Annotated in this window: 24 protein-coding genes and 2 pseudogenes; 12 read left to right on the top strand and 14 right to left on the bottom strand. The window is 62.2% G+C overall.

The window, feature by feature from the left end; translation table 11 throughout:
- Positions 1–4: 4 nt before the first annotated feature.
- From ABCV34_RS12795 to hutC, 7 genes are all read right to left on the bottom strand, one after another.
- Positions 5–823 (bottom strand): amino acid ABC transporter ATP-binding protein, encoded by an 819-nt coding sequence (locus tag ABCV34_RS12795; protein ID WP_345796593.1) that lies wholly within the window; start codon positions 821–823, stop codon positions 5–7.
- 15 nt (positions 824–838) lie between these two features.
- Positions 839–1,501, bottom strand: a complete 663-nt coding sequence (locus ABCV34_RS12800; protein ID WP_345796594.1) for an amino acid ABC transporter permease — start codon at positions 1,499–1,501, stop codon at positions 839–841.
- Positions 1,501–2,151, bottom strand: coding sequence for an amino acid ABC transporter permease (locus tag ABCV34_RS12805; RefSeq protein ID WP_345796595.1), 651 nt, complete (start codon positions 2,149–2,151; stop codon positions 1,501–1,503). The genes ABCV34_RS12800 and ABCV34_RS12805 overlap by 1 nt, the downstream gene beginning before the upstream one ends.
- Before the next feature lie 94 nt (positions 2,152–2,245).
- Complete coding sequence (locus ABCV34_RS12810; protein ID WP_345796596.1) at positions 2,246–3,076, bottom strand: transporter substrate-binding domain-containing protein; 831 nt, start codon at positions 3,074–3,076, stop codon at positions 2,246–2,248.
- Positions 3,077–3,268: 192 nt separating this feature from the next.
- Positions 3,269–4,411 (bottom strand): acyl-CoA dehydrogenase family protein, encoded by a 1,143-nt coding sequence (locus ABCV34_RS12815; protein WP_345796597.1) that lies wholly within the window; start codon positions 4,409–4,411, stop codon positions 3,269–3,271.
- A gap of 34 nt (positions 4,412–4,445) precedes the next feature.
- Positions 4,446–5,657 carry a CoA transferase gene (locus ABCV34_RS12820; protein WP_345796598.1) on the bottom strand — a complete coding sequence of 404 codons (1,212 nt, stop codon included), beginning with the start codon at positions 5,655–5,657 and terminating at the stop codon, positions 4,446–4,448.
- A gap of 132 nt (positions 5,658–5,789) precedes the next feature.
- Entirely contained in the window at positions 5,790–6,518 is a 729-nt protein-coding gene (gene hutC, locus ABCV34_RS12825; protein WP_345796599.1) for a histidine utilization repressor, read from the bottom strand.
- A 231-nt stretch (positions 6,519–6,749) separates the two neighbouring features.
- Between hutC and ABCV34_RS12830 the strand changes: the two genes are divergently transcribed.
- From ABCV34_RS12830 to ABCV34_RS12850, 5 genes are all read left to right on the top strand, one after another.
- Positions 6,750–8,234, top strand: coding sequence for a nucleobase:cation symporter-2 family protein (locus ABCV34_RS12830; RefSeq protein WP_345796600.1), 1,485 nt, complete (start codon positions 6,750–6,752; stop codon positions 8,232–8,234).
- A 199-nt stretch (positions 8,235–8,433) separates the two neighbouring features.
- Positions 8,434–9,006, top strand: coding sequence for a Panacea domain-containing protein (locus tag ABCV34_RS12835; RefSeq protein WP_345796601.1), 573 nt, complete (start codon positions 8,434–8,436; stop codon positions 9,004–9,006).
- Positions 9,007–9,009: 3 nt separating this feature from the next.
- Positions 9,010–9,456 carry a hypothetical protein gene (locus ABCV34_RS12840; RefSeq protein WP_345796602.1) on the top strand — a complete coding sequence of 149 codons (447 nt, stop codon included), beginning with the start codon at positions 9,010–9,012 and terminating at the stop codon, positions 9,454–9,456.
- 3 nt (positions 9,457–9,459) lie between these two features.
- The gene (locus ABCV34_RS12845; protein ID WP_345796603.1) at positions 9,460–10,005 is read left to right on the top strand and encodes a transcription termination/antitermination NusG family protein; all 546 of its coding nucleotides are present in this window, start codon (positions 9,460–9,462) and stop codon (positions 10,003–10,005) included.
- Positions 9,983–10,165, top strand: a complete 183-nt coding sequence (locus tag ABCV34_RS12850; protein WP_345796604.1) for a toxin-antitoxin system HicB family antitoxin — start codon at positions 9,983–9,985, stop codon at positions 10,163–10,165. Before ABCV34_RS12845 ends, ABCV34_RS12850 begins: the two co-directional genes overlap by 23 nt.
- A 56-nt stretch (positions 10,166–10,221) precedes the next feature.
- Here the strand turns inward: ABCV34_RS12850 and ABCV34_RS12855 are convergent, their stop codons facing one another.
- The 3 genes from ABCV34_RS12855 to ABCV34_RS12865 all read right to left on the bottom strand — a co-directional run bounded on the left by ABCV34_RS12855 (position 10,222) and on the right by ABCV34_RS12865 (position 12,158).
- Positions 10,222–11,235 (bottom strand): DUF4351 domain-containing protein, encoded by a 1,014-nt coding sequence (locus tag ABCV34_RS12855; RefSeq protein ID WP_345796605.1) that lies wholly within the window; start codon positions 11,233–11,235, stop codon positions 10,222–10,224.
- A 397-nt stretch (positions 11,236–11,632) separates the two neighbouring features.
- Positions 11,633–11,917: a type II toxin-antitoxin system RelE/ParE family toxin gene (locus ABCV34_RS12860; protein ID WP_345796606.1), complete on the bottom strand. Its 285-nt coding sequence runs from the start codon at positions 11,915–11,917 to the stop codon at positions 11,633–11,635.
- The gene (locus ABCV34_RS12865; RefSeq protein ID WP_345796607.1) at positions 11,907–12,158 is read right to left on the bottom strand and encodes a type II toxin-antitoxin system prevent-host-death family antitoxin; all 252 of its coding nucleotides are present in this window, start codon (positions 12,156–12,158) and stop codon (positions 11,907–11,909) included. The genes ABCV34_RS12860 and ABCV34_RS12865 overlap by 11 nt, the downstream gene beginning before the upstream one ends.
- 332 nt (positions 12,159–12,490) lie before the next feature.
- On the opposite strand from ABCV34_RS12865, the gene ABCV34_RS12870 reads away from it, so the two are divergent.
- Together ABCV34_RS12870 and ABCV34_RS12875 are read left to right on the top strand one after the other, a co-directional pair.
- On the top strand, positions 12,491–12,910 hold the full coding sequence (locus tag ABCV34_RS12870) for a putative toxin-antitoxin system toxin component, PIN family (RefSeq protein ID WP_345796609.1): 420 nt from the start codon (positions 12,491–12,493) through the stop codon (positions 12,908–12,910).
- A complete protein-coding gene (locus ABCV34_RS12875) occupies positions 12,907–13,140 on the top strand; it encodes a CopG family transcriptional regulator (RefSeq protein ID WP_345796610.1) in 234 nt (77 codons plus the stop codon). The genes ABCV34_RS12870 and ABCV34_RS12875 overlap by 4 nt, the downstream gene beginning before the upstream one ends.
- Before the next feature lie 248 nt (positions 13,141–13,388).
- On the opposite strand, the pseudogene ABCV34_RS12880 reads toward ABCV34_RS12875, so the two are convergent.
- Both ABCV34_RS12880 and ABCV34_RS12885 read right to left on the bottom strand, forming a co-directional pair.
- Positions 13,389–14,312 (bottom strand): annotated as a pseudogene (locus ABCV34_RS12880) (PDDEXK nuclease domain-containing protein).
- A pseudogene (locus ABCV34_RS12885) lies at positions 14,309–14,476 on the bottom strand (integrase); the annotation flags it as partial. The pseudogenes ABCV34_RS12885 and ABCV34_RS12880, both read right to left, overlap by 4 nt.
- Before the next feature lie 198 nt (positions 14,477–14,674).
- Here ABCV34_RS12885 and ABCV34_RS12890 point away from each other — a divergent pair.
- The 3 genes from ABCV34_RS12890 to ABCV34_RS12900 all read left to right on the top strand — a co-directional run bounded on the left by ABCV34_RS12890 (position 14,675) and on the right by ABCV34_RS12900 (position 17,702).
- Positions 14,675–15,112, top strand: coding sequence for a helix-turn-helix transcriptional regulator (locus ABCV34_RS12890; protein WP_345796611.1), 438 nt, complete (start codon positions 14,675–14,677; stop codon positions 15,110–15,112).
- Positions 15,113–15,169: 57 nt separating this feature from the next.
- Entirely contained in the window at positions 15,170–15,307 is a 138-nt protein-coding gene (locus ABCV34_RS12895; protein WP_345796612.1) for a hypothetical protein, read from the top strand.
- A gap of 160 nt (positions 15,308–15,467) precedes the next feature.
- The gene (locus ABCV34_RS12900; protein ID WP_345796613.1) at positions 15,468–17,702 is read left to right on the top strand and encodes an autotransporter domain-containing protein; all 2,235 of its coding nucleotides are present in this window, start codon (positions 15,468–15,470) and stop codon (positions 17,700–17,702) included.
- 60 nt (positions 17,703–17,762) lie between these two features.
- Here the strand turns inward: ABCV34_RS12900 and ABCV34_RS12905 are convergent, their stop codons facing one another.
- Positions 17,763–19,016 carry an O-antigen ligase family protein gene (locus ABCV34_RS12905; protein WP_345796614.1) on the bottom strand — a complete coding sequence of 418 codons (1,254 nt, stop codon included), beginning with the start codon at positions 19,014–19,016 and terminating at the stop codon, positions 17,763–17,765.
- A 460-nt stretch (positions 19,017–19,476) separates the two neighbouring features.
- Between ABCV34_RS12905 and ABCV34_RS12910 the strand changes: the two genes are divergently transcribed.
- Entirely contained in the window at positions 19,477–19,881 is a 405-nt protein-coding gene (locus ABCV34_RS12910) for a MarR family EPS-associated transcriptional regulator (protein WP_345796615.1), read from the top strand.
- Positions 19,878–21,065: a nucleotide sugar dehydrogenase gene (locus ABCV34_RS12915; RefSeq protein WP_345796616.1), complete on the top strand. Its 1,188-nt coding sequence runs from the start codon at positions 19,878–19,880 to the stop codon at positions 21,063–21,065. Before ABCV34_RS12910 ends, ABCV34_RS12915 begins: the two co-directional genes overlap by 4 nt.
- 43 nt (positions 21,066–21,108) lie before the next feature.
- Here the strand turns inward: ABCV34_RS12915 and ABCV34_RS12920 are convergent, their stop codons facing one another.
- A complete protein-coding gene (locus ABCV34_RS12920; RefSeq protein ID WP_275162860.1) occupies positions 21,109–22,386 on the bottom strand; it encodes an IS256 family transposase in 1,278 nt (425 codons plus the stop codon).
- Positions 22,387–22,402: the final 16 nt, after the last annotated feature.

The raw sequence follows: 22,402 nt of genomic DNA on the forward strand, positions 1-22,402 counted from the left end.
GATCCTATTGCTCCCAGAACGCATTGCGGTCCAGGTAGTTCTGCAGGAATTGCTTCAGCCGTTCATGCTTGACATGACGGAACAGTTCCGCTGGTGGCCCGCTGGCGGCGATCTTGCCCTGGTCGATGAACAGCACCCGGTCGGCCACCTGCGCGGCAAAGCCCATTTCGTGGGTCACGACCATCATGGTCATGCCATCGCGCGCCAGATCTTTCATCACCTGCAGTACTTCGCCCACCAATTCCGGGTCCAGGGCGGACGTCGGCTCGTCGAACAGCATGATGTGCGGTTCCATCGCCAGGGCGCGGGCGATGGCCACGCGCTGCTGCTGGCCCCCGGACAGGCGGATCGGATAGCTGTCGGCCTTGTCCGCCAGCCCGACCTTGGCCAGCATGGCGCGGGCCTTGTCGTGCGCCTGGTGGCGCGGCAGTTTCTTCACGCGGATCAGGGCCTCGGCGACGTTGCCCAGGGCCGTCATATGAGGCCACAGGTTGAAATGCTGGAACACCATGCCCACGTGGCGGCGCACGTCCTTGATCTCGGCGGACGTGGCCTTGCGCCGCCCGGTGTCCTCGTCCACATAGCCCAGCAGCCGGCCCTCGATCAGCACGTCGCCGGAATCGTATTGCTCCAGGAAGGCCAGCGAGCGCAGCAGCGTGCTCTTGCCCGATCCCGACGGCCCGATGATGCAGATGACTTCGGATTTGCGCACCCCCAGGGAAATGCCATCGAGCACCTGATTGTCACCATAGCATTTGGTGATGTCGCGGGTCTCGATCAGCCATTCGCCGTCGGCCGCGGGATTGGTTCGGGGTGTGGTCATGCGGGGTTCCATCCATCAGCGCTGCAGATAACGGCTGGCCTTCAGTTCGGCCCAGCCCCCCAGTTTCTGCGTGACGGCGACCAGCATCAGGTAGCACACGCACAGCACCAGGGTGGTTTCGACGTAAATGAATTGTTCCGATCCGATCTGCGTCAGCACGGCGGTCAGTTCGGGCACCGTGATGATCGACAGCACGGACGTTTCTTTGCTAAGAATGATGATCATGTTGATCAGGGCCGGGGTGATGATCACCAGCATCTGCGGCAGCTGCACGCGCCAGATGGTGCTGATGCGCGACAGGCCCAGGCAGTCGGCGGCCTCGATCTGGCCGTGGGGCACCGACAGAAATCCCGAACGGAAGATCTCGGCGAAATAGGCGCTGCCGTACAGCGCCAGCGACACGACACCCGCGTCCAGCGCCGACAGCGAGACGCCGAAATTCGGCCCGCCGTAGTACAGGACGAACAGCTGCACCAGGAACGGCGTGGTGCGCAGGATCTCGATGTAGACCCGCAGCACCGCCCGGATCCAGCGGCCCGTGAACAGCTGCAGCACGGCGATGGCGAACCCCACCACCATGCCCAGCGCCACGGCCCCGACCCAGCTGATGATGGTGATGCCAAAGCCATCCAGGATCTGGCCGCCGTATTGCGACACCACGGAAAAGTCCAGCGCCATCAGGCTCTCCCGAAACGCTGTTCGGCGTAGTGGCCCAGCACCGACAGCACCCCGTTGATCAGCATGTAGGCCAGCCCTGCGATCAGGTAGGCCTCCAGTGGCCGGAAGGTGCTGGCCGCGACGTTCTGCGCGGTGCGGGTGATTTCCGCCACGCCCACCACCGAGATCAGGGCGGATGCCTTGATCAGCAGGATCATTTCATTGATCAGCGACGGCGTGGTCAGCTTCAACGCCTGGGGGATCTCGATGCGGATCAGTGTGTGCGCGGGCGACAGGCCCACCATCTGCGCGGCCTCGATCTGGCCGCGCGGGATACCCAGGAAGCCGCCGCGCAGGATCTCGCCCAGATAGGCGCCTTCGCACAGCGAAATGGCGGCGATGGCCGCCACCAGGGGCGACACATTGATCCCCAGGGTGGGCAGAAAGTAGTACGCCAGCATCAGTTGCACCAGCAGCGGCACCCCGCGAAACAGGAAGGTGTACAGATTGCCGCAGCGCCGCAGCCATGCCGATGGCGACAGGCAGGCGGTGACGACCAGGACGGCGACGGCAAAGCCCAGCAGCAGCCCGATCACAGAGACGAAAATCGTCATCCGCGAGGCCTGCAGGATCAGGGGCAGGGTGTGCGCGAAGGTGCTGGCATCGAACATGCGGGCTTCCAAAGAAAAGCGGGGCCTGCGCCCCGCGGCGATCGGGCGGTCAGGTCAGGCGACCGCCCGATGCGACAGGATGGAAACGGACCGGTCAGACGTTGGGGACGAAGTCTTCCGTGGGCACCGGCATTTCCATGCCGAACCATTTTTCCTGCAGCGCCTTCAGGCGGCCGTCCTTGTGCATGGCCAGGATCACCTTGTCGATGGCGGTGATCAGCGAATCGCTGTCGGCGCCCTTGTGGCCCATGAAGGCGAAGTAGACCTTTTTCCCGATGCTGGGCTGAACCACCGCGAACGTGTCGGGGCGTTCCTTCGCGGCCACGGCGATGTTGGTGATCGAATGGCCCACCGCCATGATGCGGCCATTGGCCAGGTCGGCATAGGCCTGGTTGAAGTCCACGTATTCGCGGATTTCAGGCACGGGTTTCAGGGTCTCGGCATAGGCCTTGGTCTGCGCCAGTTGCGAAGATCCGCGCTGGCTGCCAATGATCTTGCCCGCCACCTGTTCGGGTTTGGTGAAGGCCTTGTTTTTGGCGCTCTTCAGGAAGGCCACCGTGCCGTCGGCGATGGGCAGGGTGAAGTGATAGCGTTCCTTGCGCGCCTTGGTGACGTTCAGCGGCCCGCCCACCATGTCGAATTTTTTCGCATCCAGGCCCGGCAGCACGCTGGCCCAGGGCAGGTCGATGAAGCGCACCTTCACGCCCAGGGCCTTGCCGACCTCGGCGAAGAATTCCTTGTTGAAGCCTTCCTGCTTGCCGTCTTTCAGGAAATCGAACGGCGGAAACTGCATTTCGGTGCCGACGACCAGTTCACCGGCCTTGTGCACGTCGGCCAGCTGGTCCGCCTGGGCGGGCAGGGTGAACGAGGCGGCGGCCAGGCAGCTGCTGGCCAGCAGCCATTTCAATGTCGGGGTAATGCGCATGGTGTGTCTCCTTGGTCGGCGGGACAGCGCGGGTGTGCCCCGATGCCGGAAATGATAGTGGATCTGCACGGTATCCGGGCTTCTTGCGGCCCGTTGAAAAGTATATACATTTGCGATGGGCTGTCAATCACCGAGAGCCCGGCCTGCGCGCGAATCCGCGTGAATTAAGGGTAAATCCCAGGCGGTGGCAGGCTACGCCGCCAGCATGTGGCGGGCGATGATGGTGCGCTGGATCTCGGACGAACCCTCGTAGATGCGCAGGATCCGGGCGTCGCGCACGTAGCGCTCCAGCGGCATGTCACGGGTGTAGCCGTAGCCGCCATGGATCTGCAGGGCGCGGTCGGTGATGAAGCCGACGGCCTCGGATGCAACCAGTTTCGCCATCGCGGATTCCAGGGAAAACCGCTCGCCCGATCCCCGCTTGTGGGTGGCCTGCAGCGTCAACGCCCAGGCGGCCTCCAGACGCAGCTTCATGTCGGCCAGCATCCATTGGATGCCTTGCTTCTCGGCCAGCGGTTCGCCGCCGATCAGGCGTTCCCTGGACCAGGACACGGCGGCCGCCAGCGCCGCTTCCGCAATGCCCAGGCTGGTGGCGGCCACATCCAGGCGGCTGTTGTCCAGCACCTTCATGGCGGTGCGAAACCCGCTGCCTTCCTCGCCCAGCCGCTGGGTCGCGGGCACCCGGCAATCCAGCGCCAGTTCGAAGGCATGGCCGCCCCGGATGCCCATGAGCTTTTCCGGTTGGGATATCTGCAGGCCAGGGGCGTCCTTGTCCACGACGAAGGCGCTGATGCCCCGGCTGCCCGCCTGGGCGTCGGTCTTGGCGTAGACCACGATGAAATCGGCCTCGCCCGCGTTCGAGATGAAATGCTTGACCCCGCTCAGGTGATAGTGGTCGCCATCGCGCCGCGCCCGGGTGCTCATGTCCGCCGGATTGGACCCGGCCCGGGGCTCGGTCAGGGCAAAGGCACCCAGGATGACGCCCTGGGCCGCCCGGGGCAGATAGCGCGCGCGCAAGGCGTCGTCGCCCCCGATCAGGACCGAGTCGGTGGCCAGGTAATGGGCGCCGATCATCGATGCCGTTGCCGCGCAGCAGCGGGCGATTTCGACGATGGCCAGCACCAGCGCGGTGGGACTGACCCCGGGGCCGCCCCAGCGTTCCGGCAGGTTCATGCCCATGACGCCCAGGGCCGACAGCCCGGGCAGGTGGCAGGTTGCCGATCGGGCCTGCTCGTCCAGTTCGGCGGCCAGGGGGGCGAGTTCAGCCGTTGCGTAGCGGCCGATGGCCGCAGCGATTTCCAGATCGTCGTCACTGACGCCCAGGCGTGGATTCATGGTGGTTCTCCGGTGTATTCCAATCAAGACGGGTTCAGCGCCCAAAGACGCCCAGATCGCGCAACGCGCCGATTTTGTCCAGGCTCAGCCCCAGCAGATCATGCAGGATCGCGTCGGTGTCGGCGCCCAGATCCGGCGCCGGGCGCGTCGGGCGCGTTTCCCAGGCGGAAAACCGGATCGGCTGATGCGGCAGCCGCAGACCCGCCAGATTCGGGTGGTCCACGTCCTGCAGCAGTTGGCGGGACTGCGCCTGGGCGCTGTCCAGCGCCTGGCGCACCGTCCAGATCGGCGCGGCGGGGATGGCGCTGGCCTCGAAGCGTTCGACCGCCTGGGCCACGGTCAGCGCCGCCGCCCAGGATTCGATGGCTTCGCGCAGCAGCGGCTCGTGTTGCGAGCGCTGCTCGTCGCTGGCGAAGCGGGGGTCGCGCGCCAGATCGTCGCGGCCGATGACCTGGGCGAACTGCGCAAACAGTTTGTTGTTCAGGATCGCCAGGACGAAATGCCCGTCCTCGGCCTGGTAGGCGCCAAAGGGGGCGGACAGCGGATGCCGGTTGCCCACCCGGTGGGCATCCAGGCCGGTGAACAGGTACCGCGCGACGGCGGTGACGGTAAACGACAGGGTGGCATCGAACATCGCCGCGTCCACGTGGGTGCCCCGGCCGTCGCGGTCGCGGCCGATCAAGGCCGCCAGGGTGCCCCAGGATGCGAACAGGCCGCTGAGCACGTCGGTGATGGCTTCCCCGACCAGCGTGGGCGGGCCATCCGGGAAACCGGTGGATTCCATGATGCCGCTCATGGCCTGGATGATGATGTCGTAGGCGGGCCGATGGGCGGCCGGGCCATCCTGCCCGAAACCGGAAATGCTGGTGTAGACCAGGCGCGGGTTCAGTGCGCTGAGCGTGGCGTAGCCGATGCCCAGCTTGTCCGCCACGCCCGGCCGGAAATTCTCGACCACGATGTCGACTTCGGGGACCAGCTGGTGCACCAGCGCCACCGCGTCGGGCTGTTTCAAGTCGAGCGCCAGGCTTTGTTTGTTGCGGTTGACGACGCTGAACAGCGCGCTGTGGCCGTCGCGCATCGGGCCGATGGCGCGGTAGTCGTCGCCCTGAGGGGGTTCGACCTTGATGATGTGCGCGCCCAGGTCCCCCAGCAGCGCGGTGCAAAAGGGGCCGGACAGCACCCGGGTGAAATCCAGCACGCGCAGGCCGTCCAGAGGGCCCGTGCTGGTCTGAGTGTCCTGCGCCATATCGTCTCCGTGGTGATTCATCACGGACCCGGGCCGCATGGCGGCGCCGGTTCCGGGCTTCTTGCGGCCCGGTAAAAGTATATACATTTGCGCGGAGGTGTCAATCGCAGCCTGCGCCAGAGGGCCGGTCCGCTATGTCTGTCCTGCGAGCTTGTAGCGGTTGCCGGGGTACCACATCACCGCCTGAGAGGCGAACGCCCCGCCCGAAAATGTCATGCGGTCCAGCACTAGGCAGGGCTGTTCCACCGGGATGTCCAGCGGTTCGGCCACGTTCTTCGGGGGCAGTTTGACCTCGATCGTGTAGCGCCCGGAGGGCGCGGGCGCGGCGTGCATCAGGTATTCGTTGGGGGTCGTTTGCGACCAGTCCTGCTGCAGGTAATCCGGCAGGCGCCGGGCGTCGACCACGCGATCTTCCAGCTGGATGGGTTCCGCGTTTTCGTAATGCACGATGATCGAACGAAACAGCGGCGCGCCCACCGGCAGGTGAAAGCGCTGCGCCTGTGTCGTGGACACCTTGCTTTTTTCCAGCAGCAGCACGTGGCAGGAATGCTGGTGCCCCCGGTCCTGGATATCCTGGGCGATGCTGCGGATCTCGATCAGGGTGGACGGGATTTTCGCCGGCGCCACATAGGTGCCCGACCCCTGGTAGCGCAGCAGCACCTGGTCCGCCGTCAGTTCGCGCAGGGCGCGATGCACCGTCATGCGCGACACGCTGAATTGCTTGCACAGCGCCAGTTCGGTGGGGATCAGTTCGCCTTCCGTCCAGGCGCCACCGCGAATCTGCTGCAGGACGTAGTCCTTGATGCGCTGGTAGGCGGGCGTCGCCCGCGCGGTGGTCTCGGTCTGGGCCTGGCGGGGCATGTCGTGTTTCCTGTTCGTCGGATAGGGCTATTCTATGCGACACCGTGCCGCATCCACGCGGATAGGTGTTTTCCCGGGATTATGCGTCAACCTTAAAGCACCTTATAGGGCTTTTCTGATAGCCGCCCGAAGGGGCGTCCGGTACATTGCTGAAAAACGTCTGAATCGCGCGCGGACCGTCGGGGACCCTGGGCGCGGCAGGCACATCAGAATGACATACTGGAGACAACCATGAGCCATTCCGTCGCACCGGTCGATGAAGTGCTGCCGCTGGGCAAATTGACCGCGTTGGGCCTGCAGCACGTGCTGGTCATGTACGCCGGCGCCGTCGCCGTGCCCCTGATCATCGGCCGCGCCCTGAATCTGGATGCCCACGAGGTATCCCTGCTGATCGCCGCCGACCTGTTTGCCTGCGGCATCGCCACCATCATCCAGTCCCTGGGCGCCACCCAGTGGTTCGGCATCAAGCTGCCCGTCATCATGGGCGTCAGCTTCGCGCCCGTCGGGCCGATGATCCACATCGCCCAGGGCAATCCGGGGCACGAGGGCGCGCAGCTGCTCTTTGGCACCATCATCGCGGCGGGGATCATCACCATGATCATCGCGCCCTGGATCAGCCGGCTGCTGCGGTTCTTTCCGCCCGTGGTCACCGGCACCATCATCGCCATCATCGGCATCACCCTGATGCGCGTCGGGATCAACTGGATCTTCGGCAACCCCTTCGGCCCCACGGCCCCGTCCGTCGTCGATCCGAACTACGTCGAATGGCTGAAGAACATCCAGGCCGCCACCGGCGCGCCCGGGTCGCCGCTGCCGGCCGTGCCGAAGGGGCTGTCGATCGTGCCCACCATCCCCAACCCCAAATACGCCAACCTGGCGGGGGTGGGCGTGGCCGCCGTCGTGCTGCTGTCCATTCTGGTGATCGCCAAATTCGCCAAGGGATTCATGGCCAACATTGCCGTGCTGCTGGGCATCGTCGTCGGCGCCGTCGTCACGACCGCCATGGGCATCATGAACTTCGACAAGGTCGCCAAGGCCAGCTGGTTGGATGTGGTCCTGCCCTTCCATTTCGGCATGCCCAAATTCGACTTCTGGATGATCCTGACCATGACGCTGGTCATGATCGTGATCCTGATCGAATCCACCGGCATGTTCCTGGCCCTGTCCGACATGACGGGTAAAAAGATCGGCCAGAAGGACCTGGCGCGCGGCCTGCGCACCGACGGCCTGGGCACGCTGATCGGCGGCATCTTCAACACCTTCCCGTATTCCAGCTTTTCGCAGAACGTGGGGCTGGTGGCGGTGACGGGGGTGCGCAGCCGCTTCGTCTGCGTGACCAGCGGCGTCATCCTGGTGATCCTGGGGCTGCTGCCCAAACTGGCGGCGCTGGTCGAATCGCTGCCCACGGTCGTGCTGGGCGGCGCCGGCATCGTCATGTTCGGGATGGTCACGGCCACCGGCATCCGCATCCTGGGCGGGGTGGACTTCAAGGACAACCGTCACAACGCCATGATCGTCGCCATTTCCATCGGCATGGGCATGATCCCGGTGGTGGCCCCGCGCTTCATGCAGTGGACACCGACCGCCATCCATCCCCTGATCGAGTCCGGCATTCTGTTGACGTCGCTGTCGGCCGTGCTGCTGAACCTGTTCTTCAATGGCGCCTCGCACGACGCCAAGGCCGCGGCCGAGGCCGCGAAGCACGCGGAGGTGTGATGGATCGAGCCGGGGCGGGGGCTCGGGCCCCCATTCCGGACTGCCTTGAACTCAAGATAGCCCGCTGCCGACAACGGTGGTGGGCTATCCTGTCAGATGTGACTGAATAATCAGTGTTGTCCTGACTGTTGGTGGTTTCTTCCTGGTATGGATGCGATAATGCCTGTATCCCGTCTTTGTCAGATGGGGTCCCCTCGCCATGATTCATCGACAACGCCTACTTAATACCATCGTGTTCTTTGCGCAGAACACGAAGTACTGCGGAAAAATCAAGCTCTTCAAGCTGCTGTACTTGCTCGATTTCGAGCACTTTCGGCAAACTGGCAAGAGCGTGACCGGCTACGCCTATCAGGCATGGAAATTCGGCCCCGTGCCAGTCGATCTGATGGAAGAATGGGAACAACCCGAGGCAGATCTGGCCGCTGTGATCGAGATCGTTCCAGAGACCATCATCGATTACACGCGTCAGACCGTCAGGCCGCGGGCTGGCGTTACGTTTGACGATCAGGATTTTTCTCCGCGTCAGTTGCGAATTATGCGGGATCTTGCTGACCGGTACCAAGATACTTGGTCACCCATCATGATCGATGTGACGCACACCCAAAATGGTGCTTGGGATCGGGTTTGGCGCGGTGGCGAGGGCAGAAGCAATCCTATTCCTTACGAATTGGGGATCCCAGACGACGATCCCAATAAGTCAGCTGTTTTGGCTATCGCACAGGAACAGGCCATGTTTCAAGCTGCGCATCGCGCTGATTCGGCGGTTTGCTGATCTGTGCCGCATTTCAAGACCAACACGTTATGGCGGGATGCTCATTACTACCGGCATCCCGAAACCGGCGTCTTCATGCCGAAGTACGTGCTGATGTTGGCTGTCAGTCCGGACGCCAGTGATGCTTTGACAGCGGTGATGACCTCAAAGCCAAATGGTCTGCGTGAAAATCCGCCTTGCCAATTAGGAAATCCCAGGTCTGGCTATTTCTTGGGTATTCCAGGTCGGCCGCTGCTCAAACCGACATGGGTGGATTTCAATAGCCTGGTGGTGCAGGATATCCTGGATTTTCAGCGTAGATATCGTGATCGGGTCCTGAACGCCGAGCCGCTCGAACTACCTGTGCAGCTCTTTTGCGGCCTGTTGCGATGTGTGGCCCGGTCCGAGGATTTGTCCCGCCGTCATCACGGGTGGGTGCTGGATGCGTTGGATATGTTCAAGGAAAGCTGAGGCGTGTCGCATTCCACTGCCTGGTACGTCGCCCACACCAAGCCCCGCCAGGAATCCACCGCGCGGGAACAGCTGCTGCGCCAGGACTTCGAGGTCTACCTGCCGCTATTCAAAGTCTTCAAAAAATCGCGCCCGGTCGCACGGCGCGTGGCGACTGCGGCGACCGACGCCGCTGTCACGCTGACCGCCCACGAACCCATGTTCCCCCGTTACCTGTTCCTGCGCCCGACCCGGCCCACGCAGTCGCTGTCGGTCGTCCGGTCCACCGTCGGCGTCAGCCGGCTGGTGATGTTCGGCCATCAGCCCGCACAGCTGGCCGATGCCGCCGTGCAGGCCATCCGCCAGGCCGAAACCCTGCGCGAGACCGCTGATATCAACCAGATCAGTCCGTTCCAGGCCGGCATGTCCGTGCAGATCCAGGATTCCCCCCTGGCCGGCATCCAGGCCCTGGTGCAGGCCGTGTCCAAAGACCGTGTCACCCTATTGTTGAACATCCTGGGCCGCCCCCAGACCGTGCAGGTCGAATTTGGGCAGATCAGGCCGCTGTGAGGAAAAGGCCCATCACCTGCAGTCTTGCACGGAACTGGGTGTCACACCCGATCAGCCTTTCAAGGGCAGCTTCAATGTCCGGGTCGGGGGCGATCTGCATCAGCAGGCCGCCTACGAGGCCCGTCGCCGAAGCACCGCCCTGAACGAACTGGTGATCTAGGCCCTTAGAAACGAACTTAGCCTGACTTATCAATCCGCAGATAAGTTATCGTTTGGTCAGTCGCGAAATACGTCATCCAGGGTAGCGGCATCCACAAAATTCAGCGACCAGAGTTCCAACTGAGTCGTGCTAGCCGCACGGATTCTCTGAGTGGTCTCGTCAGAGGCAGGGCCGAAGCGGCGGGCGATCTGACGCAATAACAGATCAGCCTGGCCTTCGGCTCGGCCAACCTGCATGCCTTTCTTGATACCCAAGCGCTCAGCGGTAGTCAGGTAAGTCATTTTCTCTCCCTCCGACAGGGTCTCAACAGCCTGTACGAAAATGGGTTCAAGATCCTCAGGTAGGGTGATGAGCCAATCGACCAACCGGTAGATCTGCCGGGTTTGGGTGTCGTCGTAACCATACCGTCGAAGCCGCCGCACCAGCTCAAATTTCGGCTGCACCCGCGTGCGCTTGTCGGGATGCAGGTTAGCCTGTAACTGCGCCATGATGACGACCGAAAAGGGATTCACGTATGCCTGGGATTCCAGTTCCGTCCACCGAAGCCGCCATCGGTTCAATTCTACGACACGACAGGCGAATCGGACGCCCAGTCCCAGGTATTCATCGCTGTAGGTCAGACGGCCTTCAGGGCCATGACCATTGAGCACGATGCCCAGGCTATAGACGGGAGGCGGCGGATCCGACCGGCGCATCCGCCATTCGTGTGTCTGGATCAGGTGATGATATTCATACATGCGGCGGGCAAAGCCCTGACGGATCTTGGGGCCGGATAAGGCACCTTGCACTTCGACGTGGATCAGTAGCCGCAGTTCGACGCCGCCAAGCAGCCGTACACGAGCCAGTTTGTCGACAAAGCGGCGGCCGTGCTTGCTACGCTGATCGATGGATTGCAGTTCCTTGTCCAAGAACGTCGGTGACACAGACCAGTCGATGGCGGCATATAGATCAGGGGTCAATAGGGCCAACGCCTGTGGAAAGTACAGTTCCAACGATTCCTTCCACGGACTGTCATAGTCGTTTGTGGGTGTCGCCGTCGTGGATTCGGGCTGCTGTATCTGATCGGGCATGTGAGGGCATCATGACGGTGGGATACCCATTTTGGTCAAGGGACTGCGTTCCCGACAGATCGGAAAATACGATGGGCTGGAAAGGTCCATCCGTAGAAGATCGACTGGCGTGGCTCTGTCCGTGCTCGCAAAGTAAGGCCTCATCAAGAACATATCAGCAACTAATTTTTAGTTTCTGATATCGGCAAATTGGGGCACAATCCATGTCGAGCGGGCGATCTGCATCAGCAGGCCGCCTACGAGGCCCGTCGCCGAGGCGTCGCCCTGAACGAACTTGTGATCCAGGCGCTTAGAAATGAACTTAGCCTGACTTATCCGTCCGAGGATAAGTTATCGCGTCGGCAATAAGCACCCATAACCGCCTGCGTGCCGTCAACCGCGGATAGGCTGGGGATACCTATGTTCGCCCCAGCGCCGCCCGATACGCTGCCAGGCGATCGCGCTTTCCGATGGCCAGCACCAGCACCAACAGTTGCTGGTCTTGGACCTGGTAGACCAACCGGTAGCCGGCGGTACGCAGCTTGATTTTGTATAGATTCAGCCCGCCGCTGACACGGTCACCGGAGACATGCGGGCTTTCCAGGCGCTGACGCAATTTTGATTTCAGTTGCGCGTGAACCGATCCGTCCAGCCGATGCCATTCGGTCAGGGCATCTGGGTGGAACTGTAGATCAAAGGTCATCCAGCGTGACCGGTACGGATGCCTTGCCGTCATTCAGACGGGCTGCGGCAATCTGGGCGAGCTCCAGGTTTTCCAGCTGTTCCATGATCGATTCCCAGAGCTGGGCACCCACGACGTAACCGGTCGGCTTGTTGCGGTTCAGGACGACAATGGGCTCGGTTTCCGCAGACTGCAGGACGGTCGCCGGATTGGCCTTGAGCTCGCTAAGACCAACCGCGCGGGTCGCAAATATCGTGTTCATAGTGGGCCTTTAATTGGTCTATTAACAAGGCTAATTATAAGCTGTTTAACGTCTATTCCATATCGCTTTCCGCCGCCCGCATCGCCGCCCACCAGATCGCCAGCGACGCCAGAAAGAACATCACCCCGTTGTTGCGCCCCAGGATCACCTGCGTCAGGCCGAAGCCCGTCTGCGGCAGCCGCTGTCCTTGGGGAACTGGGGCATTATCCCCAGGGCCCTGGGCGCGGGCCGGGTGACTGTATCTGCGCCGTGCCGACGCGCGGGAAACTTCATAACGAATCAGACCGTGGCTTGATCTTGCGCACAGAAGTGATGGCGTATATGCTGTCACTATGGTCACCATCGTCATTGACACCAACGTATTCGTGGCTGGATTGCGATCCTCCGGCGGGGCATCGCGAGAGGTCCTGCGGGGGGCTCTGAGGGGCCGTTTCAAGCCATTATTCGGCAATGCCTTGTGGCTGGAATATCAGGATTTGCTGGGGCGTCCAGTTTGGGGAGACCTGACTACGGCGCAAGATCGTTTGCAAGTGCTGGCGGCATTGGCGCAGTGCGGGCATTGGGTGACGGTGTATTACGGCTGGCGTCCCAATCTTCCCGATGAGGCGGACAATCATCTGATCGAGCTTGCCCTGGCTGGTAACGCAGCCGCGATCGTGACCCACAACGTCAGAGACGTCAACCGCGGAGACTTGCAGTTGGGCAATCTCCGTATCTTGACTCCTGCGCAATTCCTGGAGGCACTGAAATGAGCACTCTCACCGTTAGGCTGCCCGAGGATACGGCCGCCCGGCTCAAGGACATGGCGAAAAGCCGCGGACTGAGCACCAACAAGCTGATTGAACAGTTAAGCGCACAGGCATTGGCAGCCTGGGATACGGAAAATCATTTTCGTAGCCTGGCCGCGACCGGTGACCCGCGACGGGCGCTCGCGATCCTGGATCGACTCGATGCCGCCGATCGATCCGGCAAGCGTTCCTGAACGAACTGGTGATCCAGGTGCTTGGAAACGAACTTAGCCTGACTTATCCGTCCGAGGATAAGTTATCGCGTCGGCAATAAGTACCCATAACCGCCCGCGTGGTCGGTTGGATCAGGCTTTCGGCCGGTATACCCAGCTCCTCATGCAATTTCCGGATCATGGGCAGCGTCAGGGCGCGCTTGCGGCTGTGATTCGGCACGAAGCACAGGGCTCGCAGCGAGCCCGACGACGGCATGCCGGCCGCACGACTATGGCCTATCATCCTTGAGAGACAGCGTTCCGCGAGATTCGAGCAAACGCCGCGTGTTCTCCAGCTCCTTTTGCAGTAACTCGGCATCCGGCAGCACCGTCCGGTAGTTTGCAGCCATCACCTTGGTCGGCAAGCCATCCAACGCATACCGTGCCAGTGCATATCCCTTGTTGGCGCATAGAATCAGACCCACCGGCGGATTCTCATCCGGGTAGGCCCAATGCTCTTTGGCATAGTTGCAGTACATATCCACATCGGCATGGGTCAGGCTGCCCAGCTTCAGGTCGATGATGACCAGGCAGCGCAGCTTGCGATGGAAGAACAACAGATCCACGCGATACCAAGTATGGTCTATGCGCAACCGACGTTGCCGCCCGACGAAGGTAAAGCCTTCGCCAAGCTCCAGCAGGAAGTCTTCCAGCCGCAGGATCAATGCCGCTTCCAGGTCGGATCAACCACCGCGCAACGCCTCGGCCTCGTAGAACCGGCGGGCATGGTCATCCTTGACCGACAGCAGCCGGACATAGGCCGACCACGGCAAGGTGAAGATCTGGGACAGTTCGGACAAGCTCAATTTCCCAGACGCTGTCTGGGAAATCTTTGGTTGGGGGTATGCGAGGAAGAAACGCCGCATGCTCTCCAGGTTGTTGACGCCGAACCCGCGCCCGAATCGGGCCGTCAGATCGGCGGACAACCGCTCCATCAACTGCTCGCCGTAACCGGCCCGCCGCCTGCCTTTCTGCTCGGCTTCCACGATTCGGCGGCCAATCTCCCAATAGCTGGCCGTCATCAGCGCATTGACGCTGCGCGCCGCTGCCTGGCGTGCGGCATCCAGCAACTCCACAATGCCACCGTGGATGCCGGCATAGCCAGCCGGTAAGGCGGCGCGTTTCCCGGCCGCCGTAGGCGTCTTTCTTGTCATGCTGTTGCCTCCATAGAACAGGATGCCTCGGTAATCGCCAGCCGCCGATTCGCCACCAGTTCGGCCGCATCGCGCACCAGCTTGTCCTCGGTATGAACATAATGCATAAACATCGCCACGGTCTTGTGGCCTGTGAGCTTCATGTCCGCCTTGGTCGGAACGCCCACATAAGACGTGGGCCATCGTCACCTGTCCGTTACAACAAAAAATTTACCTATGGGTTAACATTCTGTGTATCTGCTGAGCCTTGATGACCTGTGCGGCGATCAGCCTCCTTGCTGAAAGGCGTTCACCCCATGCTCGGAGGACGGACGATCCAGCTTGCATTCCATCAATGATGCATTGATGGCGTGGAGAACATCATGACCATGTTTTCGGAATTGCTGGCTGCCGCCAGGCAAAAAGACTCTTACTGGGAATCCCGGCTGCGGCATCAGTTCGCTTCCAGCGTCCTCGAGGCGCTGGCGGAACGCGGAATCAGCCAGAAAGAGTACGCAAAGAAGGCCGACGTATCCGCAGGATATGTCTCACGCGTGCTGGCGGGCAATGAAAACCTGTCGCTGCGCACTCTCGTGAAACTTGCCCGTGTGCTCGATCTGGATCTGGATCTTCGCGTCTATCCAAAGGCCCCCACTTTCCATCAGATCGATCAGGACGAGCATGACTGGTCCATGCTCGAAGGCTCAATGCAGCGCCAGCATGGCGCGCCGCGCTTTCGTCTAATCAAGTCCGCAGTGACCGTCAATGAAACCAAGATTGCAACCAAGAAGCCATCGCACCGCAAGAGCCTGAAGTCCTGATCTCCAGCGCCGCAATCTCCGTATCTTGACTCCTGCGCAATTCCTGGAGGCACTGAAATGAGCACTTTCACCGTTAGGCTGCCCGAGGATACGGAAAATCATTTTCGTAGCCTGGCCGCGACCGGTGACCCGCGACGGGCGCTCGCGATCCTGGATCGACTCGATGCCGCCGATCGATCCGGCAAGCGTTCCTGAACGGTCTGCACCAGCAGGCCGCCCCCCGATCCGCGCATCAGAATTGATGGCCATCAAGAAAAAGTAAAATTCAGTAACAACCCTACTGCACAGACATTGAATTTTCCTGGAAAAGATACCTGTCACATTTCGTGACTGATAACTTTGACAGGAGACTTCCATGTTCATCCGACATAGCGTCACGATGTTCTTGCTTTGCTGCGTGGGCCTGCCACCGCCCGTGCTATCGCAGCCGATGCCGCCGCCAGCCCTACCGTCGGGCCAGCCAGAGGCGCCGTGGGATTCGTCCCCGGCGCCTTTTTTATTGGACGGATCGCTGTACGACGTCCCCGGCAGCCAGACCATCACCCGGCCGATGGTGCTGGGGGGCGACAGCGGCTTTCGCGTGCAGGCGGGGCAGGCCCTGGGCATCCAGGGCGCGATCTGCGCGCCGGCGGGCGGCGTCAATCCCGCCTGCCTGGACGACGGAACACCGCCCCCGACCGCATCCCTGTTGCTGAAACTGGGCGATGGCCACCTGGCGCTGTCCGGCGCCAACACCTGGCGTGGCAATACCGTCCTGCTGCAGGGCAGTCTGGGGCTGCAATCCAGCCAGGCGCTGGGGTATTGGGGCAACACGCTGGATATGGCCTCCGGCACGCGGCTGGAATTGGCCGATGGCGTCATGATCGATCAGGGACTGCGCATCCAGACCGTCGATGCCATGGCGTCCCTGGTCCCGTTCGATTGGGGGCTCGGTCCGCTGCCGGCCAGCGGGGCGCCTGCCGTCCTGCGGGTGGCCGCCGGCACGGCGACGTGGCGGGGTCCGATCACGGCCCTGGCACCGCTGGAAAAAGACGGCGCCGGCACCCTGCGGCTGCTGGGCACCGGGTATGCGCCGAATGACCCGCTGCTGCTGCGCGAGGGTGGCCTGCAGGTCGGCGAAGGCGGCCTGGATGCCGGCCACCTGTGGTTCGGTGCGATACATGGCATGCCGGGCACCACGCTGTCGGGCACCGGGCTGATCCTGGATGCCCAGGTGGCGGGGCATGTGCAGCCGGGCACCCCGCAGTCCGTGGGCACCCTGCTGTTCGGCAATCACCTACGGCTGGCCGATACGGCCCAGGCCCGAATCCGCATCGATGCTGCGGGCCAGGCCGATCAGCTGTGGTCCCTAGGCACGGCTCGCCTGGGCGGCGAGCTGCTGGTCATGCCCACTGCGGGGAATTGGACGCCCGCCACCCGCTGGACCATCGTCCGCGCCGATGGCGGGCTGGACTATACCGCCCTGGGCACCACCGATCCAGCAGCCACCACCCCGGTCGGCCTGTCGAGCGGGGGTGGACGCTTCAGCCGGGTTCGCAGCCGTGTGCGCTACCTGGATCCCGTCCTGAGCTATGGCCCCACATCCGTCACCCTGGGCTTGCAATACAACGCCCTGGGCCTGAACACGGCCGATTCCAGCTGGCGCAGTGCCCTGCTGGAAGACAGCCGCTTCCCGCGCGAATCCGCCCTGATGCATACCGCCAGCGGCCGCGCCTGGGCGCAGACCTGGGCCGTCAACAGTGAACGGACGGGTAGCGGTAGCCTGCCGGGCGACGACCGCGACACCGGCGGGCTGCAGATCGGCGTCAGCCGCCCGCTGGCCCGGGATTGGCACTGGGCCGCGTTCGCAGGCGTGCAGAACAGCCGCCAGCGCACCATGGGGCCAGCGGGCATGGAACCCGATGGCAGCGGCCCGGGCGGCGCCTACCGCCTGCGGGACGAGTCGGTCCACGCTGGCGTGGGGCTGGCGTATACCGCGCCGGCCCTGTCCCTGACCCTGGGCGCCGCCCAATCGTGGCATCGGGCAACCATCAGCCGCCAGGCCGACTTGGCAGAACCCGATTTGCGCAGCCGGGCCAGTGCCACCTTAAGCCAGATCTGGGCCGAAGCCCGCTTGCGGCAGCCTCTGCCGCTGGGTGACTGGGGCATCGTCCCCTGGGCTCGCGTCGGGTGGCTGCATCTGCGCCGCGCCGACGTGCAGGAAACCGGCGGCCTGGCGGCCGTCACGCTGCCGGCGCAGACCGACCGGCGATGGCTGACCCATCTGGGTATTCAGGCGGAGCGCCGCTGGCCAACCCCGCACGGCGACGCCGTCCTGGGGGCGGAGATCAGTGCGCGCAGCCTGTGGGGTGGGCGCACTTTATCCAGCCAGCAGGCCTATCGTGCCGATCCGGACGTCCTGTTCCAGACTGTTGGCTTGCCGCTCAGCCGGCATGTGCTGGGGCTGGATGTGGGGGTGGATGCGCCTGCCATGCGCCGTGCCCGTATCCGGCTAGCCTATACCGGCCAGTATGGCAGCGGGCAGATGCAGCATGGGGTGTGGCTGGGGGTCAGCATCGCGCTGGATGGGAAGCTGGCGGATATGAAGTAGTGGGGTGACGCATTCGTCACGGGTCTGCGCTGCATCGCCAACAGGCGGTGCGGCGCCCGATTATTCCTCCCCCCGCATCGCCGCCCACCAGATCGCCAGCGACACCACGAAGAACATCACCCCATTGTTGCGCCCTAGAATCACCTGCGTCAGGCCGAATGCGGCAAAGGCCGCCGGCAGGCTGGCGCCGCAGCAGGCCAGCACGCGCACCGTGACGTCGGCATGTCGCAGCCGCTGCGCGAAATACCAAAAGCTGGCGATCAGCAGCGCCAGCAGTGCCATCAGCCCCAGCGTGCCCTGGTGCAGCCAGACCTCGAGAAACTGGTTGTGGGTGTTGGACAGAGTCCCCACAAACGGCTTGACGCGCCCGGCCTGAATCAGCGTCTGCAGGTGCGCGTCGTAATCGGTATAGCTCCAGCCCAGCAGCGGGCGGTCGGGGATGCTGATCAGGGCGGCCTTCCAGGCCTCTAGCCGGGAACCCACGTTGTTGGTCGCATCGCCCTGCTGACTGTAGGCCTGCCATTCGGACAAGGCCTCGCCGAAACGGCCTTCGGCGATCTGACCTGCGGTCAGCAGCGTGAAGGCCAGCGTGATGGCGACAATCAGCAGGCCACAACCTACCAGCACGACACGGACATGTTCCCGCCGGATCAGGACCACAGCGGCCAGAATGATCATGATCGGTAGCGCCACTAGCCCGCCGCGCGTGGCGGACGCGATAAAGGCATACACCCCCGCCAGCGACCCCGCCAGCAGCAGCGCCGTCCAGCCAAGACGATGGCGGATGGCCATCAACGCCGCGCCCAGAAGGCACCAGAACGCCATGATCAGCGCCATGTCGCCAAACGGAATGGCGCTGGTGATGAAGCCTGACGCCCGATTGAATTCCATTCGATGAATTTGCCACCAGGCTACCCCAGCCGCCCCCATGCAGCCCAGCGCCAGCCCCGCCCACAGCCAGTCCATGCGCAGGCGCACCCGGCGCAGGCCCCACACCACCGGGATGACCAACAGGTAGCGGACCCCCTGGTCCAGGTATTTCCCCTCATCCCCGTGCCAGGCGACCGCGACGGCATTCATCAGAAAGACCGCTGTCAGCAGGACGCACAGTGTCCGGTCCTGAATCGACCAGTGGGCAGCGTGCGGTGCCTGTGCCAGACGCCGCTGCCACAGACCCGCCAGCGCACCCGCCAACAGCAGCCCGGCACCCCAGGAATAGCCGTTAGGTACCGACAGCGTCAGCAGAAAGAAGAGAGCCGCGCTGGCGGTCATCCAGACCGACAGCCGGGGGAAACCAGCTGGTGACGCTTGCATACGCAATATCAGAAGAAATGGTGGGGAAAAGTGACACATTGTACCGGGCCCGATGGGGTGGCGGCCCCGCAGCCGTGCCAGCGCGATCCTAAGTCAGATCTGGGTCGAAGCCCGCCTGCGGCAACCGCTACCGCTGGGGTAACTAGGGCATTGCCCCCTGGGTCCGTGCCGCGTGGCTGCATCTGCGGCGTCCCGACGTCCAGGAAACCGGCGGTCTTGCGGCCGTTGCGCTGCCGGCGCAAACCGATCAGCGGTGGCTGACCCACTTGGGCATTTAGGCGCCGCACTGCGGGCCGACCCCGCACAGCAATGCCGTCCTGGGGGCTGGCTTATCCCAGCCAGTATGGTGGCGGGCAGATGCAGCATGGGGTGTGGCTGGGGGAGACGGCTAGCTTCAGATAGGCCTTTTGGGCTTTCCGTAGTAGTGCATAGCCGGGTGATGTATCATCACGTTCAACCAATGAACATCACCCGGCGCTTGCTGACCGTGTCACAGCACGGCGGTAGCGTGCCTGAAATGCCCGAGACTGCGTACGAAGAAAGCCACCTGAAGGTCCTGCGCTTGCTGGAGTCCGACCCTGGACTGAGTCAGCGCGACTTGGCGCGTGCTTTGGGCATCAGCCTGGGCAAGACCAACTACTGCATGCGCGCCTTGCTGGACAAGGGGCTGATCAAGATGCAGAACTTTCGTCACAGTAAGGACAAGTTGCGTTACGCCTATTTGCTCACGCCCATAGGGCTAGCGGAGAAGTCAAAGCTAACGGCTGAGTATCTGAGGCGGAAAGTGGTGGAGTATGAAGTGCTTCAGGCCGAGATTGACGCCTTAAGAGCTGAAATGGATTCTGTGAAGGGGAGCCGCGAGTGAAAGTCACCATTGCTGGAACCGGTTATGTAGGACTTTCCAATGGCGTGCTGCTGGCGCAATACAACGAAGTCGTCTGTCTGGACATCGTTCCTGAAAAGGTGGCGATGCTAAATCGCAAGGAATCGCCGATCGAGGATGCCGAGATCAGCGATTTCCTGAAGAACCGGCCATTGAACTTCCGTGCCACACTCGACAAGCAGGATGCCTATGCTGGTGCCGACTACGTCATCATCGCTACGCCAACTGATTACGATCCAGAGAATAACTACTTTGACACCCGATCGATCGAAGCGGTAGCCTGCGATGTCCTGGCCATCAATCCGCAGGCGGTCATGGTCATCAAATCGACTGTACCGGTGGGTTATACCGCCAAGATCAGGGAAACGTTGGGAACCGATAACCTGATCTTTTCTCCTGAATTCCTGCGTGAGGGCAAGGCGCTGTATGACAACTTGTATCCGTCGCGTATCGTTGTCGGTGAAAAGTCAAAGCGAGCAGAAGCTTTTGCCGGGCTTCTTCAGCAGGGTGCCATCAAGCAGAATATTCCCGTGCTGTTCACTGATAGTGTCGAGGCCGAAGCGATAAAGCTATTCGCCAATACCTATCTTGCCTTGCGAGTGGCCTATTTCAACGAACTTGACACCTATGCTGCTCGTCATGGCCTCGATACGCGTCAGATTATCGACGGCGTCTGTCTCGACCCACGTATTGGTGCCCACTATAACAACCCCAGTTTCGGCTATGGCGGCTATTGCTTGCCAAAGGATACCAAGCAACTTCTGGCCAACTACCGCGACGTGCCACAGAACCTTATTCATGCCGTCGTCGAGGCAAATACCACACGCAAGGATTTCATTGCCAGTGAAGTCGTGCGTTTGTGCCAAGTCAGTAGTTCGCACCGGGCCCCCATTGTCGGTATTTATCGCCTGGTGATGAAGCAGGGCAGTGACAATTTTCGTGCGTCCGCTATTCAGGGTGTGATGAAGCGAATCAAGGCTAAAGGGATCGAGGTCATCATCTACGAGCCGACCTTGAAAGAGTCAACGTACTTTCACTCTCGTGTCATCGACGATCTGCCTGCTTTCAAGCAAAATGCTGATGTGATCATCGCTAATAGGCGATCGCCTGATCTGGATGATGTTTCGGAAAAAATCTACACACGGGATCTGTTCGGGAATGACTAACGGGAGTGTCAGATTTTTTGTGGGCGGGGCGGTTTGACATCGTTTAATCCCTCGCCTCGGTGAACCGTTCACCGAACAGGATGGCGAACTGATTCATGGCTGCTTTCCACGTATGAACCGATCGTGACGGCTTGGCCAGCACGTTTCGCAGCGCCAGCCATAGGAGTTTGACGGCCGCCTCGTCGCTGGGGAATTGGCCCCGGTTCTTGATGATTTTACGCAGCTGCCGATTCATGTTCTCGATGGCGTTCGTGGTATAGATCACGCGCCGGATATCGGGTGGGAAGATGAAGAACGGCACCACATGTTCCCAGGCCCGCTCCCAGGCGGCCACGATCGTCGGATATTTCGTGCCCCAAGGGCCAGCCGCGAAGGCGGCCAGCGCCTCTCTGGCCTGTTGCTCATTGGCGGCGGCATAGATGGGCTTGAGGGCGGCGGCGACCAACTTACGGTCCTTCCAGCCGGCGTAATCCAGGCTGTTGCGCATCAGATGCACGATGCAGGTCTGCACCGTCGTTTTCGGGAAGACCACGTTGATGGCCTCGGGCAGGCCCTTTAAACCATCGACCACGGCAATCAGAATGTCCTGGCAGCCCCGGTTCTTGAGCTCGTTGAAGACCTTGAGCCAGAACTTCGAACCTTCGGTCTGCTCAATCCACAGCCCCAGCACGTCACGCTCCCCGTTAGCGTCGATCCCCAGGGCCAGGTAGACCGCCTTGTTGACCACCAGCCCGTCGGTGCGGATCTTCACGCGCAGGGCATCGAAGAACACGACCGGGTACATGCGCTCCAGGGGCCGATTCTGCCAGGCCACCGTCTCGGTCATGACCTCGTCAGTGACCTCGCTGATGAGCTCGGGCGAGACATCCGTGCCATAGGTCTCAGCCAGGAATGCCTGGATCTCGCGCACGCTCATGCCTCGGGCGTACAGGGCGATGATGCGTTCATCGAACCCGGCGAAATGGCGCTCATGCTTGGGGATCAAGACCGGCTCGAAGGTACCGTCCCGGTCGCGGGGCAACTGAACACGCATCGAGCCGTGTTTGGTCAACAGCGTCTTGGCGCTCACGCCGTTGCGTTCGTCGGCTTGTTGGGCCGGCTTGTCTTCGCCGGCACGGTAGCCAAGGTGGGCGTTCATCTCGCCAGCCATGGCCCGCTCGATCACCGCCTTGCCAAAGGCATCAATCAGATCCTCGACCTCCATGGCCGACATCGGACCTTCGACCAGGCCGTCCAGCAAATGCTCAGGCAGCTTCGGAAATCGGGCCGTACGGGCGGCCGCCTGGGCCGCAATAGATGGCTTCTTGTGTTTCACGGGCATATCCATGATCGTTTTC

The organism is Castellaniella sp. MT123, from assembly GCF_039614765.1.
Lineage (GTDB): Bacteria > Pseudomonadota > Gammaproteobacteria > Burkholderiales > Burkholderiaceae_B > Castellaniella.